This is a genomic window from Acidimicrobiales bacterium (assembly GCA_041394185.1).
In the GTDB taxonomy this organism is placed as follows: Bacteria; Actinomycetota; Acidimicrobiia; order Acidimicrobiales; family Poriferisodalaceae; genus JAAETH01.
In genome coordinates, this window is the sequence record JAWKIQ010000004.1 from 140,156 (window position 1) to 158,479 (window position 18,324).

Below are 18,324 nucleotides of genomic sequence, written 5' to 3' on the forward strand. Positions count from 1 at the left end.
GCCTGTCCGAAATGACTGTCCCACCCCCCGTGCACGATCTGACCGTACGCATCCACCGCAGTCCGAGGAGCTCGAATGGCCGCATTGCTCACCCACGATCCCATCGCCACCACGCCCCCGGGTGCACGCCCGCAGCTGCAGCTCGTGGTCGACAACGTTGGCAGGCGTGCCGTCGTGCCCGAGCCCCATGTGGTTCGCCGTCGCCAGCTCGTGGCCCTCGTCGTCGTCGCCGCGTTCGTCTGGTTGCTGGTAGCAGCGGCGACCACCACTGCGTCCTACCTGTTCGACGACGTACCTGCCGCGGCTGCGTCGTCGGGGCCGATCACCCACGTGGTCCAGCCGGGTGACACGGTGTGGTCGATCGCCCGCCAGCACTACCCGACGGGCGACATCAGGCCACTGGTTTCGCGGATGGTCGAGTCGTCTGGTCAGGTCTTGGTGCCGGGCCAGGTGGTGGTCGTCAATCCGTGATCGGTTCGGCGCGCAGGTAGTGCAGGAACAGATAGTGATCCTCGGTCAGCACCTGGCGCAGCTCCAGGTCGATCGGTTCGGCAAGGGCTGCACCGTGGACGATCCTCCTAGCGTCGCCGGCGACGACCATGGGTGCCAGCGACACACACATCTCGTCGATCAGGCCCTCTGCGGCGAGCTGGGCATTGAGGCTGGGCCCGCCCTCGGACAACACCACCCTGGCGCCCAGTTCGCCAAGCGCGGTCAGGGCGGCCGTCATGTCGACACGACCGGTGCCGGCGACTATGACGTCGGCCACCTCGGCCAGAGCATTGCGCCGATCGGCATCGGCGGCTTCGGAGGTGATGATTATCGGCCTCGAATCGCCTGCGCTGAACAGCCGGGCCGCCGGATCGACGCTCAACGAGTTCGACACAACCGCTATGCGGGCGACCGGCCACGCACCACACCCCAGCCGCCGGGCCCGCGTGCTGACCGACGTCGATGGCGGGCCGTAGTCCTCGGCTATCACAGTGCCGGCACCCGCCAGAATCACGTCCGGGATGGTTCTGATGGTGCCGAACACGTCCTTGTCGCCCGCACTGCCGAGGCCCCCGGACACTCCGTCCACTGTCACAGCTCCATCGGCCGACGCGATCATGTTGACCATCAACCAGGGCCGCCCGTCGTGGCGAACGCGCTCCATCCGGTAGGCGTCGTCGGTGTCGATCTCGATGGTCGGTGCCGGCAGGATCCGATGCATCAGGGGCCCTCCTCGGGGGTCGCCTCGACGCTATCAGCGGCTGTCGCGGCCGCTGTCGGCCGTGGATCACGCTCGGTGTTGATCCACAGGGGGTGTGGAGTCCTGTGGGTTGTAATCCACCGTTCACCTTCGCGTCATGTGAACAACCGGCGCTTCCTGTGGGTTTGCGCTGTCAAGCAAACTCGCAGGTCAGCGGCCGGTTTTTCCGATTCGGCGGCCAGTTGTCCACCAACCTGTGGACAAATCGGGTCATTTCGGCCCCGACACTGCCCGCGTTCTCCACCGGTTCGCGCCGAACCTGTGCACAACCGTCGCGGGGTTTGTCCACAGAATTTTCCCGTCTGTCCTCTAGGAGTCCACAGGCTCCGATCTCTAGCTTCTGAAGCCAGTGAGCAGCGGCCGGGACGGGCGGAACGAAGGGGTCGACTCGACTCGTTCGAGCAATCCCGGGACGTACGTCGTACTGGCGCCAGGCGCGGGTACGTTTGTCCATACCTGCCGGTCCCCGGCCGCGGCCACGGTCGTTTCTCGCACCGGCTGAACTCAATCGACGCAGCGCGCACAGCGCCATGAAGGGTCCAACAGACATGGCATTCGCCCAGAATCGTCAAGAACTCGGCTTTCGTCGCCACTTCACCATTGCGGGCATCTCGCCCTACGACGAGGTCAGCTGGGAGCTTCGAGACGCGCGCCTTACCGATTGGCGCACCGGCGAGACCTCATTCGAGCAGATCGACGTAGAGTTCCCGGCTGGTTGGTCGCTCAACGCGACCAACATCGTCGCCCAGAAGTATTTCCGTGGAACCATAGGCACCCCAGGTCGCGAGAGCAGCCTTCGCCAGGTCATCGACCGGGTTGCCGACACAATCACCGACTGGGGCGACGAAGACGGCTATTTCGCCGACGACGCCGAGCGCGACACATTCCGCGACGAGCTCAAATGGCTCTTGCTGCACCAGCGGGTCGCCTTCAACTCGCCTGTGTGGTTCAACATCGGAGTGGCCGGTGTGCCACAGCAGGCCTCTGCGTGTTTCATCCTCAGCGTCGACGACACGATGGAGGCGATCCTCAACTGGTACGTCGAAGAGGGCCGCATCTTCCAGGGCGGTTCGGGCTCGGGCGTCAACCTCAGCCGCATCCGCTCGTCAAAGGAGCTCATCAAGGGCGGCGGTGAGGCCTCGGGTCCTGTCAGCTTCATGCGCGGCGCCGATGCTTCGGCCGGCACAATCAAGTCGGGCGGCAAGACCCGGCGGGCCGCCAAGATGGTCGTTCTCGACGCCGATCACCCCGATATCGACGACTTCATCTGGTGCAAGGCACGCGAGGAGCGCAAGGCGCGCGTGCTCAAGGACGCGGGCTTCGACATGGACATCGACGGCGCCGACAGCGCGTCTGTCCAGTACCAGAACGCCAACAATTCGGTGCGCGTCACAGACGAGTTCATGATCGCTGTCGAGAATGACGACACGTGGGAGCTCACGGCACGAACCTCAGACGAGGTGATCGACACCGTCAGGGCCCGCGACATCTTCCGCTCCATCGCGGAGGCCGCCTGGGAGTGCGCCGATCCGGGCCTTCAGTACGACACCACGATCAACCGCTGGCACACCACCCCCAACGCCGGTCGCATCAATGCCAGCAACCCGTGCTCGGAATATGTGCATGTCGACAACTCGTCGTGCAACCTCGCCAGCCTGAACCTGCTGGCGTTCCTCGACGAGGTGGGCGACTTCGACGTGCCAGGGTTCCAGCAAGCCGTCGGTGTCACCTTCACTGCCATGGACATCCTGGTGGGTCATGCCGACTACCCGACCCAGGCCATCGGCGACAACTCGCGGCGGTTCCGTCAGCTGGGTCTGGGCTACACGAATCTCGGCGCCACGTTGATGGCACTGGGTCTGCCCTATGACTCCGACAAGGGGCGGGCCTTCGGTGCCGCTGTTACCGCCCTGATGGGCGGCGCTGCCTACGCCACGTCCGGTCTGATCGCCGCCCGCATGGGTGCATTCGATGCCTTTGCCGGCGACGCCGACAATGTCGTGAACGTGCTGCGTATGCACCGCGACGCGGTCAACGGCATCGACGAAGAGGCTGTCGACCTCGATCTGCTCGGGGCGGCACAAAAGGCCTGGGACGAGGCCGTCGAGCGGGTCGAAACCGTCGGTGTCCGCAACGCCCAAGCCACCGTGTTGGCACCCACCGGGACGATCTCGTTCATGATGGACTGCGACACCACCGGCATCGAGCCCGACCTCGGCCTGGTCAAGTACAAGAAGCTCGTAGGCGGCGGCACGATGTCCATCGTCAATCGCACCATCCCGCGGGCGCTTCGTCGTCTCGGCTACTCCGAGTCCCAGATCGCCGACATCGAGGAATACGTTCTCGAGAACTCCTCGATTCTCGGCGCACCCCATCTCGGCGAACAGCACCTTCCGGTGTTCGCCTGCTCGATGGGCGACAACGTCATCCATCACGGCGGCCACGTCAAGATGATGGCGGCGGTTCAGCCGTTCTTGTCGGGCGCCATTTCCAAGACCGTCAACCTCCCCGAAGAAGCGACGGTCGAAGACATCGAGCAGCTTCACCTCGACGCTTGGAAGCTGGGCCTCAAGGCGGTGGCGGTTTACCGCGACAACTGCAAGGTCGGCCAGCCGCTGTCGACCACCAAGGCCAAGAAGACCACCGAGGGGGTCGCCGTGGCCGAGGCCGTTTCGGTGGTGCCCGAACTGGCTCCGCGGGCACCAGAGCGCGAGCGTTTGCCGCGTCATCGCCGCAGCCGCACCTATTCGTTCCGCGTCGCCGACTGCCACGGCTACATGACCGTGGGCGAGTACGACGACGGTCGTCCTGGCGAGATCTTCCTGACCGTCGCCAAGCAGGGTTCGACCCTGGCCGGAATCATGGACGCCTTCGCCATATCGGTCAGCCATGGACTGCAGTACGGCGTTCCGCTTCGCTCGTACATAGAGGCCTATACCAACCTGCGTTTCGAGCCGGCGGGCATCACCGACGACCCCGACCTGCGCATCGCCACATCGCTGGTCGACTACATCTTCCGGCGTTTGGCACTGGAATACCTGCCCTTCGACGAGCGCAGCGAACTGGGAATCTTGACCACTGGCGAACGCACCGAGCCGACGTTGCCCGGTATGGAGACCGCGGCTGTGGCCAACGAGGTCGGCGCCGCGGTGGGCACCGGCATGGCTGTCGACCCCCGCGCGGTTGCGGCCGCGACGGCCCCCGAGGTGCCCTATCAGGCTGAGGCCGCCTCGTCGCCCGCGCGACGTGGAGGCGACGCACCGCTGTGCTTCACCTGTGGCGACGTGATGACTAGGGCCGGTTCGTGCTACACGTGCCGCTCGTGTGGCTCCACCAGCGGGTGCAGCTGATCGTCCGGCTTCATTTCGGCCACCCTCGGTGGTCGGCCGAACATATGACGTGCTTGTAGTTTGCGGCCCGACTAGATTGCCCGCTGCGCTGGCGGAAGGCGCTGAGGGAGATTCACGATGCAGCGAACGACACGCGCGCTTATCGGCGCAGCCGTCCTGCTCACGGTGTTGGTGGGGTTGGCGCCGGAGGTCGGCGCAGATGGTTTCATGACCCTTCACAAGACCGAGGCCGGCTGTGAGGTGGTCCACGACTATGGCGTGGGTCTGCAGGGCTCGGGCACGGGAACTATCGCAGTCGACGCGGGCCCGGGTCCGGTCGTGGCGGCGTTCGTCGAGTGGGCCGGGTACGACGATCCGACTCCCAACGACATCGCTCCTGGCGGGTCCAGGGCCGACAGCACACTGACGATCAACGGCGTCGAGGTCGTTGGTACCCAGCCGCCGGGTGAGGTCGGCTATGCGCCTTCGGGGCTGCCCCAGCCTTGGTACTCGTGGTACGCCGACGTTGGCCCCACCGGGCTCGGAATCATCACCAGTTCTGACGCCCAGACGGTCGATGTGAGCGGCTACGACACCAACGTGGGCCGCTACAACAACGGGCTCAGCCTGGTCATCGTCTACGACACGTCTCCGTGCCCGGTGCCCTCGTTCGTCGAGGTCCGCACCGGCATCGACTACTACTGGCGTGGGCTCCCCGACGGACAGGGCATCACCGCCCCGATCATCTACAACTTCGCACCGGCCGACTTCGAGCGTCAGGCCACCTTCTTCATCAACCACGCAGGTACCGACAGCCTTCAGACGGTGTGTCGAGGTGACGCGATCTGGATGTCTGCCGGTTCGGGTGACCACCCCGACTCGATAGTCGCCATCGACGCAGGCACCGGCGCGGCCTATGGAATCAACGGCGGCGTCGAAGCCCTCGACGATCCCTTCGGCGACGACCTGCCCTGTACGACCGAGATCAACCCGGCCCCAGACTTTCCCTACGAGGCTGGCCACCCCTACCCGGGCGGAGCCCAAGAGGCGCCGTTCAAGGTCCTGAACTTCCATCGAGACTTCCAGCCCGAGTGGACCTCCATGCGTTTCGACGTGTTGGTACCCGCCGGCGCGACCTGGTTCATGTTCCAGATGGAGTCCGAGGCCGATCAGGTAGGCGAGTCGGGGGCGTCGGTGGGTGGAGGTCCCTTCGTCCTGACCCCATCTGGTGATGTCGACGCAACACCGCGCATCGACGTTTCGCTCGTGAAGAACGTCTCGACCTCGGCGTCCGGGCCTTTCGGCGACGAGTTGGTCGTCGATGTCGGCGACACGGTGTTCTGGGAGATCATCGTGTCGGCTGCATCACAGGACGCCGACGGCAATGACCTCGACGATGTCACCGGCCTGGTCGTCGACGACGTGGCTCCGGGCGGCATCACCATCGTCGACGCGACAGGCGACGGCAGCTTCGACACCACCACCGGGGTGTGGACCATCGGCGATCTGGCGGCCGGCGACAGCGTCAGGTTGGTTCTGGAGAGCACGGTCGACGCGGTTGGCCGCCACATCAACCTGGCCGAGGTCGCCGACCATGTCGAAAGCGACATCGACTCGACGCCCGGCAATGGTCCGCAGCAACCGCCCGAGGACGACGACGACTCGGCCGCGGTGTCGGCGTCACTGATCGACGTCGAGCTCACCAAGCAGGTCGACGGAGTCGATGGGCCGGTCGACAGGGTTCCGGGAAACACCATCACCTACTCCCTGACGGTCGAGGCCAAGGCCTCGGGACCCAACGGTGAGGTGTTGTCCGACGTCACCGGTTTGACCGTTGCCGACACCTTGCCTGACGCCGTCACCTACGTTTCCAGCACAGGCGACGGAAGCTACGACCCGGCCACCGGAACGTGGACCATAGGTGACTTGGCGGCCGGATCCAGCGCCAGCATCGATCTGGTCGTGACGATCGATGCTGATGCGCCGGTCGAGTTCGACAACTTCGCCCAGGTCGACACACACGATCAGCCCGACATCGACTCGACTCCGGGCAATGGCCCACAGCAGCCGTCCGAAGACGACGAGGATGTCGTAACGGTCAAGCTGCCGTCGGTCAGTCCGACCACCGATGTCAACACCACCACAACAACCGTGTCCACGACCACCGCCCAGCCCGGTGGTGATGTGGGCGGAGACGACGAGTTGCCCAATACCGGTGCCGATTCGCTGCACCTCGGCTGGATGGGCCTGCTGGTTCTGGTGCTGGGCGTCGACCTCGTGATCTTGGCGACATCGATCGACAAGCTCGGACGTCGGCGGGTTCGCTGACGCGCTGGACAAGCCCGAATCACCGTGCTGTAGTTTGAGCCCTGACCGGGAGGGCTCGTGGCCAAACTGCGCTTCTACTTCGGAACCATGGGTGCTGGAAAGAGCACCATGGCGCTGCAGATCCATCACAACCTGAGTCAGGCCGCGCCCGGCTTGCTGCTGACCAAACACGACCGCGAGGGTGCCGCTGTCAGCTCGGCGCTGGGCGTGTCGGCGCGGGCCCACACCATCGGCGATCACGACGACGTGTGCGCCAAGATCGAGTCTGAGGCTCGGGCTTGCGGCGGTCTCGAGTTCGCCATCTGTGACGAAGCCCAGTTCTATTCGCGGCGCCAGATCGACCAACTGGTCGCGGTGGTGGACCGGCTGGGCATCGATGTCTATGCCTTTGGTCTGCTGACCGACTTTCGTGGCCAACTGTTCGAGGGCACCGCACGGTTGCTCGAGATGGCCGACGAGCGCAACGAACTGCAGGTCCAGTCACGGTGCTGGTGCGGAGAACTCGCCACCCACAACGCCCGCCTGGTCGATGGCACCCAGGTGTTCGAGGGCGATGTGGTGTTGGTGGACGACGGGCGCGAGGCCGCCGTCACCTACGAGCTCAAGTGCCGACGGCACTGGATGAGCGGCGAGAGCGCAGCCCGCCAGGCAATGGCCGAGGGGCTGCGGGCGGTTTAGTCCTGACCACCGGTGGGTCGAGGCCTCTGGGGCGCCGGGCAACAATCCGCCGGGCAGGTGTCTGGCCTGACCTGCAGCGGCCCCAGCTTGCGCACCGCGGCATCGGCCGAGATGCGCTCGGCTATCAGTTCGCGAATCATGGCCACGAAGTCGGGGTGCAGGCCAGGCGTTGCCGAGCGGACCATGGTGATCCCGAGCGACTCGGCCGCCTGGGCTGCCTGCGTGTCGAGGTCGAACATGACCTCCATGTGGTCGCTGATGAACCCGATGGGTACCACCACCACCCGCGAAACACCCTGCTGGGCCAGCGCCGCGAGGTGATCGCAGATATCGGGCTCCAGCCAAGGCACCTGCGGAGGGCCGCTGCGGCTCTGGAAGACGATGTCGTACGAGTCAACGGTGTCGTTCGGGGCTGAGCTCGGCGACAGCGACCGGACGACTAACTCGGCGGCGTCTGCCAGCTGTGCCTGATAGTCGCAGGTGGCAGCCATGGACACGGGTATCGAGTGGGCGACGAACACCAGCCTGGGCTCGGGCCCGTCGGCGAACGAGCGCAAAGCGGCCTCGACCCCCTCGGCCATGGGGCCTATGAACCCCGGGTGGTGCCAGAAGGCCCTGATCTTGTCGATCGAGAAGGCGGCGCCGTTGGCGTCGCATGCCCGCTGCATGTCTTCGCGGTATTGGCGGCAACCCGAGTAGGTGCTGTAGGCCGATGTCACGAACGCCAGCGGACGCTGGACGCCGTCGGCCACCATCTCGGCCACAGTGTCGGTGACGAACGGGTGCCAGTTGCGGTTGCCCCAGTAGATGGGAAGGTCGATCCCGTGGAGGTCGAGTTCGGACCTGACCGCCTGTATCAATGCCCGGTTCTGGTCGTTGATGGGGCTCTTGCCGCCGAACATCGCATATTGCTCGGCCACCTCTTCGAGGCGTTCGCGAGGCACACCGCGCCCGCGGGTGACGTTCTCGAGAAACTCGATGACGTCGTCTGGGCCCTCTGGGCCTCCAAAGGACATGAACAAGATGGCGTCGTAGGGCCGTTTCACGGCCAGCACGCTAGCGGCCCCCCGGCGACGTGCCCCCGGTATGATCGCCTGCGTGTCTGGGTCTGATGAGCTCGAACTCCGGGCGGCCGAGTTGGCAGCCACCGGCGGCCCGGTCTTCGACCTGGGTCCCGCCGCCGCCGACCTGGCGTCGCTGGTTCTGCACGAGTTCGACATGGCGGGTGTGCGGCACGTCGTTGCCGCAGACCAGCTGTTGGTGCATTACAACGACCGCGCCAGGGCCCGTTGGATGTTCGAAGAGTTGGTGGGGGCGGGCTACGAGGTCGAAGCGTCAGACGACACGCCTCGGGCCGAATGGGTTGACCCGTCCGAGCTCGAGGTCGTGTATTCGGCCGGCGACCTCGTACAGGGCGAGCTGATCAGGGCCCGCCTGAAGGCCGACGGGATCGACTCACGCCTGCGCTACGACCCCACTACGACGATGGGCAGGCACCTGGCCTACGACCGAACGGTCGACGTTCTGGTACACCGCTCCGAACGCCAGCGCGCCAGCGAGGTACTCGATGGGGTGGACACCGACGCCGGCAGCGTTCGAGCGTTCCGGTCGCGTGCGTGGGCCACCCCCATGAGACGGCTCGGCGCGTTGGCATTGCTGGCGACGGTGGCCGTTTGGTTCGCCGGCTTCGTGCTGCCGCTGGCCAGACTGGTGGGATTGTTCGAATGACCGCCCCGCCCGACCCTGCCCTACAACCCGAACAGCAGTGGGCGGTGGTGTTCACCGCGCCCGCAAGCGCCGGCGGGCACTCCCAGGCCATCGAGGTCGCCAAACGGCTCGAGGAGCTGGATCTCGACGTCAGGATGGTGCGCGAACGCGCCCAGGACGAGTCGGCCGACGTCGCGGCCGAGGAGTTGATCCATGTCGTCGTGCCACCCGAGCAGGCCGACCAGGCCAACGTAGAGGTGGGCCTGCATGTGGCGGTGACCCAGAGCCAGGCCGAGGCGGCCCCCAGCCACCTGTTCGAGGTGCTGGGCATCGACGGCGACGACCTGTCCATCGCCGAGGTGGCTGCCACCGGTGGTCCGGTGTACGACCTCGACGATTTCGACGACCTCGAGGATGTGCATGGGCTGTTGAGGGCCTTCGACAGCTCGGGTGTCCGATGGGCGTTGGATCGCCAGGGCAATCTGCTGGTTCACTACAACGACGAGGCCAAGGCCGATTCGATCATTGACACGATGTTCGGCGATGCGCCCGACGGAGCCATCGACATCGGCGCGCCGCAGGGTCACGATGGGGTTCTCGACGCCGAGGTCTACGACGTGCCCGGCGCCCCGGTCGTGGTCGATCCCGGTGTGCCGGACCCGCCCGTGACCACCCGACGATCCATCGGGTCGGTGGCCGACTTCGACGGCCGAGCCGCCGTCGACGACCTCACCGGGTCAGCCCCGGTGATCGAGACGAAGGGAACGCCTTGGTGGGCGGCCGCTGTCGTCGCGGTGGTGCTGCTGGCCTTGTTCATAGTTTTCGTGGTCTGATCGCTGGATGGATAACGATCGTATGTTCCGCCTGGTCGAGGAATACTCGGCCTTTGGCGACCACCGCACGGGCACCGCGCCCGACCTCGCCGCCTGCGGCTGGTTCTTCGAACAACTCGAGGCCATAGGAGCGACCTGCGAACGGCGCAACGTGGTGTTCGACCGCTTCGATGCGTCGGCCCGGCTGACCTCGGCCGCAGGAGAACCCATCGCGTGCGAACCGGTCTACTACTCGGCGCTGGGCAGTTTCGAGACCCGCGATTTCGCGGTCGCAGAAGTGACCTCGAACGCCGTGGGCAACCCGCACGCTCTGGATCAGGCGCTCGGTGGTGACCCGTCTGTACCCGTCGTGGTCGCCATAGACAGCCCGGCCGACATGGTGCGCATGCCCAACCGGCCCATCGCCGACTGCACCGGCCCTGCGGCGGTGGTGGTGCCCGCCGATCGCGCATCCGAGCTCGACGGAGCCGTGCTGGGCTTCGAGGCTCAGTTGGTGCCCGGCATCTGTGAAGCTTCGTCCGCGGTGCTCGGTCCGGCCGACGGCCGGCCGGTCGTGGTGACCACACCACTGTCGGGTTGGTATCAGTGCGCGGGCGAGCGCGGCACGGGTATTGCGGTTGCACTCGACCTCGTCGAGAGCCTGTCGGCCGACCACCGGGTCACGGTCGTCGCATGCTCGGGCCACGAACTGGCTCACACCGGCCTGGTCGTGTGGCTCGACGATGCCTCCGAACTTGGAACGGTGCCCGCCGGTCCGGTGATTCACCTGGGGGCGTCGGTGGCGTCGCTGGAACCCGATGGATCTGGCGGTCGAAGGTTTGCCCGTCGGCGCGCGGCCCACACCATCGAAGCCCTGCATCTGGACGATCTGGTCGAGCCCGCCGGCTTCGTCAGCACGTACGACCCGCGACCTTGGCTGGGCGAGGGTGGCACGTGGCGCAACTACACCCAATCGCCGGTGTTGTCGTTCGCCGGGCATAGCCACTGGTTTCACACCCCGGGCGATGTTCCGGCGAACTCGACCTCGGCCGAGGCCTTGGGCACCGCCTCGCGGGCCGTGCGCGACGCGGTGCATCGGTTCCTCGAGATGGTCGGCGAGGACTGAGTGTCGAGTCGCAAGATCATGGCCACAGCGCTGGTCACAGTGCTGGCGGTCGCAGCCGGTCTGGCGGGTTGCTCTTCTGATTCGCCCGAAACTGCGTCGACGTCGACCACCGACGCGGTGCCCCTGTCGCTGGACCCCGCCGCCGAGCCCGAAGAGATCGATGTGGTCATCGGCTCCGTCGAACTGAACCAGATGACCACCTTCGCTCCTGAGGGCTGGGTCTACGACGAACGATCCGACCTGTTCGAAGACAGCGCCAGCGAAGCCCGTTGGCAGGTAACCCGAGTTTGTCCCGAGCCGTGCACCGCTCGCAGCGACGCCCAGTGGATCAACGCGGCCGACGGTTTCATCTCCGAGCGGCTCGCGGCCGAGGACCTCGACCCAACCCGGTTGGACATCGACGATCTCGAGCCGGGACGGCGTTTCGTGGTGGCTTCTGACGACCAGCTTGTGGTGGCCGGCATGGCCCGCTGGGTCAGCGGCTCCAGCGAGATGATCTGGTGCTTGGTAACGGGTCCGCCCGGTGTTGCAACCGACTTGGTTCCGGTGCTGGAGTTCGCCTGTGACAACACCCAAGCGGCGCTCGAATAGGAGATCGAGGCGCGGCTAGGCCCAGCTGCGAGCGAAGTCTTCCACCCAGCGCCGCACCCGTTCGTCGTCGAGGCTGGCGTTGAACCCTCTGGGGTGACGCACCCTGAACCGGTGGTCGCCGTCGGATTCCAGCGGGCGGGGCCCATAGTCGGCCAGCAATTCGTCGAGGTGTATCAGGGCTGCGTGTCCGGCCGCGCGCGATAACTGTTCGTTGTGGTTGCGGCGGGTCATGTCGGTGCGGGCGTCCAGCAAGGGGTCGAGGACGCCTGCGGCCTTCACCCTCTGCCTGACGAAGTCGGGGGCGCTCGACAGGTTGCCGCCGGTCACGAAGGCACCGACACGGTTGGCCTCCAGACACACCAGCGCCAATTGCTCCTCGGATGCCTGGTTCACGTACACCCCCTGGTCGGGGTCTGCGCCGTCTGGCACACACCAGGTGCGCCACAGCGCCGAGGTCTGGTCTATTCGGATGAACCCGCCCTGAGCGTGATGCCTGATCGCCTCGTGGAAACTGTGGTGGGCGCGCCGCCGACTGCGCTGTGGGCGTGCCGCGGGGTGGCCCCAGTCGCTGCCGGCCGCAGTGCCGTCGGGTGGCTCGAACACCCTGGTGCGATTCATGTACAGCCTCTGGTCCGACCACACGTCGAACCCCATCGAGTGCACGCCCATGGTTATCTCGAGCTGAAGCCGTTGGCCCCTATCGCGCATGGTGTCGATGAGCGACTCGATCTGGGTGAACGCCAGCCACTGCCCGACCTGATGAGCGAGCTCGATGTCGGGGTCGACGGGGGCGCTCGACAGGTCGCCCTGGCGCCACGGTGCTGGCCACCTGCGCCAGTCGCGCGACATGGTTTCGCCCAGTGATCTGAAGCGGGCGTACTGCATGATGCGCGGATTCGACACCAGGAACCGGTCGAGCTGGGCGCGCAGTGCGGGGTGGTCGCGCACGACCCGCGAGTAGGCGATCAGCGAACTGCGGAACCGCTGGGCGACGTCGGGATAGTCGACCAGCCTGGGTGTGCGTTCGGGCGGGTCGACCACGACGTCGGCGATGGCCTCGGCGCCGGGTGCCAGGGCGAGGTCTATGTTCAGCATGTTCCAGCCCACGCGTGTGACGGGGGCGAAGGGAACGATCTCTTGAGGTGTGTCGAGGAACACGGGCAGCAACGGCAGCGTGGCGACGAACTCGCCACCCAGCTCGTGAACCGAATCGGCCAGTTGGCGAAGAGCGGTGAAGTTGCCGACTCCGTGATCGTCTGCCCCCCTGAGAGCGAAGGCCGAGGCGAAAACCCCCCAGAACCGTCGGGTCGGGGATGGCACTTGACGCGGAGTCGAGATCACCATGGTCAGGTGCTCGCGGCCCGAGATGCCGATGCTGAGCGTGTGAACGCCCATGGGTAGCGGCGCCTGGAAACACACCGTGCCGTCCGAGACGTCCGCGGCGAGCGAGTTGCCGACCTCGGTCACCAGGATGGCGCCCTGCAGCGCGGGGCCGACAGCGATCGGTTCGAACCTTCCGTCCCATGCGACGATCACCGGTTCGATCGCCGACTGTTGCAGCTCGTGAACCAGGGCGTCTGCGATGTCGGTGTCGGTGTTGAGCGGGTGGTCGAGCAGGTCTTCGAGAACGGCGCGGACTATGTCTTCTTCGGGGGCTGCAATTGCCGGGCAGCCGCCGCCCGGCGCGGTGCCGCCGATCTGTAGTCCCGACGCTGTCGCCAGTTTGCCGAGAGCGCTTGAGGGGTCTACCGGCGCCACGACCGAAACGGTAGGCGATGGCGGTGTTGCTACCCAATTGGGGGTCGGGCCCCGACGCGCTGTCACAGCCCATCGCTAGTGTGCCCGCCATGAAAGCGATCGAGGTCAGCGGGCTCGTGCGTAGGTTTGGCGAGTTCACCGCTGTGGGCGGGGTCAGCCTTGCCGTCGACAAGGGCGAGATCTACGGCTTCCTGGGCCCCAACGGCGCGGGCAAGTCGACCACCGTGCGCATGTTGTGCACCCTGTTGGCCATAACCGAGGGTCGGGCCAGTGTCGCCGGCTACGACGTCGCGTCCCAGGCCGACCAGGTCCGGCTGCGCATCGGTGTGGCTCTGCAAGAGTCGGCCATCGACGAGAAACAGACCGGGCGCGAGGTCATCGAGCTGTCGGCCCGCCTGTACGGCCTACGGGGTTCGGTTCTGCAGCGCCGGGTCGCCGAGGTCATCGACTTCGTCGACATCGGCGACGCCATGGACCGCTTCGTCAAGGAGTACTCGGGTGGCATGAAGCGGCGGTTGGACCTGGCCGCGTCGTTGGTGCACGACCCTCAGGTGCTGTTCCTCGACGAGCCCACCACCGGCCTCGACCCCGTCAGCCGTGCCCGGGTGTGGCAAGAGGTCGAGCGGCTTCGCAACGAGTTGGGCATGACGGTGTTCCTGACCACCCAGTACCTCGAGGAGGCAGACGCCCTCGCCGATCGGGTGGGCATCATCGACGGCGGGGTCCTGGTCGCCGAGGGAACCCCTGGCGCGCTCAAGCGGTCGGTGGGCAACGACCTGGTCACCGTCCACGTCGGCGACAGGGGAGAGCTGGCCAGCTCCACGGCCTCGGCCGTTCGCGGAGTCGAGTCGGTTCGCCTCGACGGCGAAACATTGACGGTCACCACCGCGGACGGCTCCAGCCTGGTCGGCCCGCTGGTAGTTGCGCTCAACGGCGCCCAGGTCGAGGTCGGCACCTTGTCGGTGCGCACGCCGACCCTCGACGACGTGTTCTTGGCCAAGACCGGCCACCACCTCGAGCCCGGCGAGGAGCCAGCCCGATGAACCCCAACACTGCGTCCGATACCGATTCGGCCACCCTCGCCAGGCCTTCGTCGTTCCTGTGGGACGTTGCCACGGTGGCTCGGCGAGCTGTTCGCTCGCTGGGCCGCGAACCCGAGTTCATCGTGCCTGCGCTGATCGTTCCGGTGTTCTTCTTCATCGTCAACGTAGGTGCCCTGCAAGATGTCGCCGAGCAGATTCCCGGCGTCGACTACAAGGCGTTCCAGCTGCCGGTGGCCATCGTGTTCGCGGTCACCGGTGTGTCGCGGGCCTCGACGCTGGTCGTCGACATCGAATCCGGCTACCTCGATCGGTTGTTGATAACACCGGTCAGGCGTTCGGCGTTGCTGTTGGGCCTCATGGTGGCCGACGTCGTGCTGGTCGCGGGCCTTGCCTTCGGAGTGACCTTGCTGGGGTTCGTCGCCGGCGTGAGCTTTGCCACCGGCATTGCCGGCTATCTGGTGTTCATGGTCATCGCATCGCTGTGGGGCCTGGCCTTCACCGGGTTCCCCTACACGGTCGCCCTGCGCACCGGCAACCCCGCTGCCGTCAACTCGTCGTTCATCCTGTTCTTCCCGTTCGCCTTCCTCACCACGTCGTTCGTGCCCCAGGAAGCGATGACAGGCTGGCTGGCCGCCATAGCCGACTACAACCCGGTGACATACCTGCTCGGCGGGCTTCGCAGCCTGCTCACCGACGGCTGGGACTGGAGCTCGATCGGGCAGGCCTTTGCCGCCACCGTCGGGCTGGGTCTGGTGACGTTCACGATGGCTTTCCGGGCGCTGGCCGCCCGAACCCGCACCGGCTGAACGCCCTCTAGCCTGTAGACCATGCAGACGTTCAGGGCGGCAACCGAACTCGAGACCGGCACCACCACGACGATCGAGCACGACACCGAGCATCACCTCGACGAGCCGGGCGACCACGACCGATTCGCCCACTACGTGCCCAAATCCGAGATAACCAAGGCCATGGTCACAGGCGAGCCGTGCACCGCGCTGTGCGGCAAGAAGTGGGTGCCATCGCGCGTCCCCGAGAACTATCCGGTCTGCCCCGACTGCAAGAAGATCTACGAGTTGCGGGCCAAGATGGGGCTCTAGCCAGTTGGCACCGATCTCAGGCAACACCCCGGGACTCGAACTGATCCGCGACCGCATCGGCGCCTCGGTCCGAAACGTGCTCAGCGGCGGACACAGTTCGTCACCAGACGAAGTCGACCTGGCCCCCTTCAGCGAGCCGCCAGGCGATCCGGGCCTGTTTGGCCCAGATTCGGTGGCCTGGCAGGTACACGCCGACCCGGCGATGCTGATCGGAGGCATCCGGTCGCTGCTGATGCAAACGACGCACCCGCTGGCCATGGCGGGAGTTGCCGAGCACTCGAACTATCGAAGCGACCCTTGGGGTCGGCTTCATCGCACCGCTCAATACGTCACCATCACCTCCTACGGCGGAACCGCCCAAGCCCAGCGTGCGATCCGCAACGTCAAGGCGATCCACAAGAGGGTCAAGGGCGTGGCCCCTGGCGGCAGGCCCTATTCGGCATCAGACCCCGATCTGGTGACCTGGGTGCACGTCACCGAGGTAGACAGCTTCTTGACCTCGGTGCAGCGGTTCGGCACCACACAGCTGTCGCCCGAGCAGGCCGATCGGTATGTCGACGAGATGGCCCAACTGGGGTTGGCCATGGGAGCCAAAGAGGTTCCCCGCTCGGTCGCAGACATCGCCGCCTACTACAAGTCGGTCGACTCGCAGCTCGAGGCCGGTCCTCAAGCCAGGTCTGCCATTCGGTTCTTGATGTGGCCGCCGGTGCCGTCGCGAATCCGCCCGGCCTATGCCGTGTTGGCGGCGGCCGCGGTGTCGACCATGCCCATGCGGCTGCGCAAGATGTTGTGGCTGCCCGAGACCCCTTCGATCGACAAGGCCTTGGTGGTGCCTGCGGGCGAGCTGTGCACAGCGGTGCTGGGTTGGGCGCTGGGCCCGAGCCCGGTGGTCGAGGCCGCATTGCGCCGCGCCGGGGCCACGGATGCCGCCGGCTGACCCACGGCGAGTTGTGAACGAACTCTGAAATCGGGGTTCTCGGGAAGTCGTGGTGGCTCTAGCGGGTTGTCTGGCGATGTCATGAGCGACTTCGAAACCGTCACGTTCTTCTCCTATCTGGTGGCTTTCGGCGCGGGAATCATCTCGTTCCTGTCTCCGTGCGTGCTGCCGATAGTTCCCGGGTACATCTCGATAGTCACGGGGCTGTCCGCGGCCGAGTTGCGCGAGGGCGGTCGAAAGCACACCCTGGCCATCAGCCGTGATACCGGCATGTTCGTCGGCGGCTTTACGGCCGTGTTCGTGTTGCTTGGCCTGTCGGCCAGCTCGGTTGGCAACTTCTTGTTCGACAACCAGGTGGTTCTGACGCGCCTGTCTGGCGCCCTGATGGTGCTGATGGCGCTGTTCATGGTGGGGTCGATCTTCTTGAAGGCTCCGTGGCTTTATCAGGAGGCCCGTTTCCACCCGCAGCTCGGCAAGTTCGGCCGGGGGGCTCCCGCCATCGCCGGAGCCGCGTTCGGATTCGGCTGGACACCGTGCATCGGGCCGGTGTTGGCTTCGATCCTCGGAGTGGCCGCGAGCTCGGGTCGCGCCACCCAGGGCGCAACCCTGCTGTTTGCCTATTCGATGGGTTTGGGAGTGCCGTTCCTGGCCACCGGCCTGGCGTTCGGCAAGCTGACCGGTGCCTTCGCCTGGGTCAAGCGCCACTTCACCTACATCGTCATCGGCTCTGCCGTGTTGCTGGGGGCATTCGGGGTGGTGTTGATGCTGAATCGCCTACCCTGGCTCACCGCCGAGCTGACCCGGCTGATGGACGCTGTCGGCCTCGACCGCCTCATCGAGCTGGGCTAGACACTCGTTGGTTGTGCGCCAAACGTTGGCGAGGAGAAACTGATGTCCGAAACACCGATCGACCTGTACTGGCGGCCCGGCTGTGGATTCTGCATGGCTCTCGAGCGGGGCCTGGGCAAGGTCGGCGACCTGCCGATCAGCCGCCACAACATCTGGGATGACCCCGAGGCCGCGGCCTTCGTCCGCCAGCACGCCAACGGCAACGAGACCGTGCCGACGGTGAGGGTTGGTTCGAAGGTGGTGGTGAACCCCACCGCCGCCGAGGTCATGCAGTTGTTGGCCCAGGAGCACCCCGAGGCTGTTCCCGAGGGCTACGAACCACCGCAGCCCGGCCCGGTCGGCCGAGCCGTCAATCGCCTTCTGGGAGGCTGACCTTGTAGATCACGGTCGCGTCGGCAACCCGTTTGCCGTCCGTGGTCTGAACAGCGGCCCGGCAGAACACCACACTTCTGCCTCGGCGCGTGACCCAGCCGATCGCCTCGACGTCTTGGTCGCGCACCGATCCGACGAACGACACGTGCATGTCTACGGTGACCATGGGTACCGGTTGGTCATAGGCCGCCGCCACCGCAGGCACCACCACTGTGTCCAGCAGAGCGCTCACCGTGCCGCCGTGAAGCACTCCGGGCAGGTTCAGATGTTCGGGGCGCAGCGGCATCACCAGCCGGCAATATCCGTTGCGAACCTCGGCGAGACTGATCGACAGGTGCTTCATCAGGTGGGTGCGCTCGGTATCGCCGAACCGCGACCAGCGCTGAAGCTGTTCCTCTGACAACTCGGCAAAGTGATCTGCAGGAGGAATGTCTGACCAGGCCAT

18 protein-coding genes are annotated in these 18,324 nt (G+C 66.0%); 14 read left to right on the forward strand and 4 right to left on the reverse strand.

Features of this window, described 5'->3' with window-relative positions; genetic code table 11:
• Positions 1-75: 75 nt before the first annotated feature.
• Positions 76-471, forward strand: coding sequence for a LysM domain-containing protein (locus R2770_18585; GenBank protein ID MEZ5282471.1), 396 nt, complete (start codon positions 76-78; stop codon positions 469-471).
• Here the strand turns inward: R2770_18585 and R2770_18590 are convergent.
• The gene (locus tag R2770_18590; GenBank protein MEZ5282472.1) at positions 461-1,213 is read right to left on the reverse strand and encodes a pyrimidine reductase family protein; all 753 of its coding nucleotides are present in this window, start codon (positions 1,211-1,213) and stop codon (positions 461-463) included. The two genes, R2770_18585 and R2770_18590, sit on opposite strands and share 11 nt — an antisense overlap.
• Before the next feature lie 587 nt (positions 1,214-1,800).
• On the opposite strand from R2770_18590, the gene R2770_18595 reads away from it, so the two are divergent.
• From R2770_18595 to R2770_18605, 3 genes are all read left to right on the forward strand, one after another.
• Positions 1,801-4,602 (forward strand): vitamin B12-dependent ribonucleotide reductase, encoded by a 2,802-nt coding sequence (locus R2770_18595; protein MEZ5282473.1) that lies wholly within the window; start codon positions 1,801-1,803, stop codon positions 4,600-4,602.
• A gap of 117 nt (positions 4,603-4,719) precedes the next feature.
• The gene (locus tag R2770_18600) at positions 4,720-6,909 is read left to right on the forward strand and encodes a DUF11 domain-containing protein (GenBank protein MEZ5282474.1); all 2,190 of its coding nucleotides are present in this window, start codon (positions 4,720-4,722) and stop codon (positions 6,907-6,909) included.
• A 57-nt stretch (positions 6,910-6,966) separates the two neighbouring features.
• Entirely contained in the window at positions 6,967-7,587 is a 621-nt protein-coding gene (locus tag R2770_18605; GenBank protein ID MEZ5282475.1) for a thymidine kinase, read from the forward strand.
• On the opposite strand, the gene R2770_18610 is transcribed toward R2770_18605, so the two are convergent.
• Positions 7,584-8,633 carry a ferrochelatase gene (locus R2770_18610; GenBank protein MEZ5282476.1) on the reverse strand — a complete coding sequence of 350 codons (1,050 nt, stop codon included), beginning with the start codon at positions 8,631-8,633 and terminating at the stop codon, positions 7,584-7,586. The two genes, R2770_18605 and R2770_18610, sit on opposite strands and share 4 nt — an antisense overlap.
• Positions 8,634-8,685: 52 nt before the next feature.
• Between R2770_18610 and R2770_18615 the strand changes: the two genes are divergently transcribed.
• The 4 genes from R2770_18615 to R2770_18630 are packed head-to-tail and all read left to right on the forward strand — an operon-like array spanning position 8,686 to position 11,823.
• On the forward strand, positions 8,686-9,315 hold the full coding sequence (locus R2770_18615) for a hypothetical protein (GenBank protein ID MEZ5282477.1): 630 nt from the start codon (positions 8,686-8,688) through the stop codon (positions 9,313-9,315).
• Positions 9,312-10,127 (forward strand): hypothetical protein, encoded by an 816-nt coding sequence (locus tag R2770_18620; protein MEZ5282478.1) that lies wholly within the window; start codon positions 9,312-9,314, stop codon positions 10,125-10,127. Before R2770_18615 ends, R2770_18620 begins: the two co-directional genes overlap by 4 nt.
• Positions 10,128-10,134: 7 nt before the next feature.
• Positions 10,135-11,232 (forward strand): hypothetical protein, encoded by a 1,098-nt coding sequence (locus R2770_18625; GenBank protein MEZ5282479.1) that lies wholly within the window; start codon positions 10,135-10,137, stop codon positions 11,230-11,232.
• Positions 11,233-11,823, forward strand: coding sequence for a hypothetical protein (locus R2770_18630; GenBank protein ID MEZ5282480.1), 591 nt, complete (start codon positions 11,233-11,235; stop codon positions 11,821-11,823).
• A gap of 15 nt (positions 11,824-11,838) precedes the next feature.
• Here the strand turns inward: R2770_18630 and R2770_18635 are convergent, their stop codons facing one another.
• Positions 11,839-13,581, reverse strand: coding sequence for a 4-alpha-glucanotransferase (locus tag R2770_18635; GenBank protein ID MEZ5282481.1), 1,743 nt, complete (start codon positions 13,579-13,581; stop codon positions 11,839-11,841).
• A gap of 89 nt (positions 13,582-13,670) precedes the next feature.
• On the opposite strand from R2770_18635, the gene R2770_18640 reads away from it, so the two are divergent.
• From R2770_18640 to R2770_18665, 6 genes are all read left to right on the forward strand, one after another.
• Positions 13,671-14,624, forward strand: coding sequence for an ATP-binding cassette domain-containing protein (locus tag R2770_18640; protein ID MEZ5282482.1), 954 nt, complete (start codon positions 13,671-13,673; stop codon positions 14,622-14,624).
• Positions 14,621-15,430: an ABC transporter permease gene (locus R2770_18645; GenBank protein ID MEZ5282483.1), complete on the forward strand. Its 810-nt coding sequence runs from the start codon at positions 14,621-14,623 to the stop codon at positions 15,428-15,430. The genes R2770_18640 and R2770_18645 overlap by 4 nt, the downstream gene beginning before the upstream one ends.
• Positions 15,431-15,451: 21 nt before the next feature.
• Positions 15,452-15,721, forward strand: coding sequence for a DUF3039 domain-containing protein (locus R2770_18650; GenBank protein ID MEZ5282484.1), 270 nt, complete (start codon positions 15,452-15,454; stop codon positions 15,719-15,721).
• A gap of 4 nt (positions 15,722-15,725) precedes the next feature.
• Complete coding sequence (locus tag R2770_18655) at positions 15,726-16,658, forward strand: oxygenase MpaB family protein (GenBank protein MEZ5282485.1); 933 nt, start codon at positions 15,726-15,728, stop codon at positions 16,656-16,658.
• Positions 16,659-16,739: 81 nt separating this feature from the next.
• Positions 16,740-17,507: a cytochrome c biogenesis protein CcdA gene (locus R2770_18660; protein ID MEZ5282486.1), complete on the forward strand. Its 768-nt coding sequence runs from the start codon at positions 16,740-16,742 to the stop codon at positions 17,505-17,507.
• Positions 17,508-17,549: 42 nt separating this feature from the next.
• Positions 17,550-17,879, forward strand: a complete 330-nt coding sequence (locus R2770_18665; protein MEZ5282487.1) for a glutaredoxin domain-containing protein — start codon at positions 17,550-17,552, stop codon at positions 17,877-17,879.
• Here R2770_18665 and R2770_18670 read toward each other — a convergent pair.
• Entirely contained in the window at positions 17,857-18,324 is a 468-nt protein-coding gene (locus R2770_18670; GenBank protein ID MEZ5282488.1) for a PaaI family thioesterase, read from the reverse strand. The genes R2770_18665 and R2770_18670 overlap by 23 nt on opposite strands.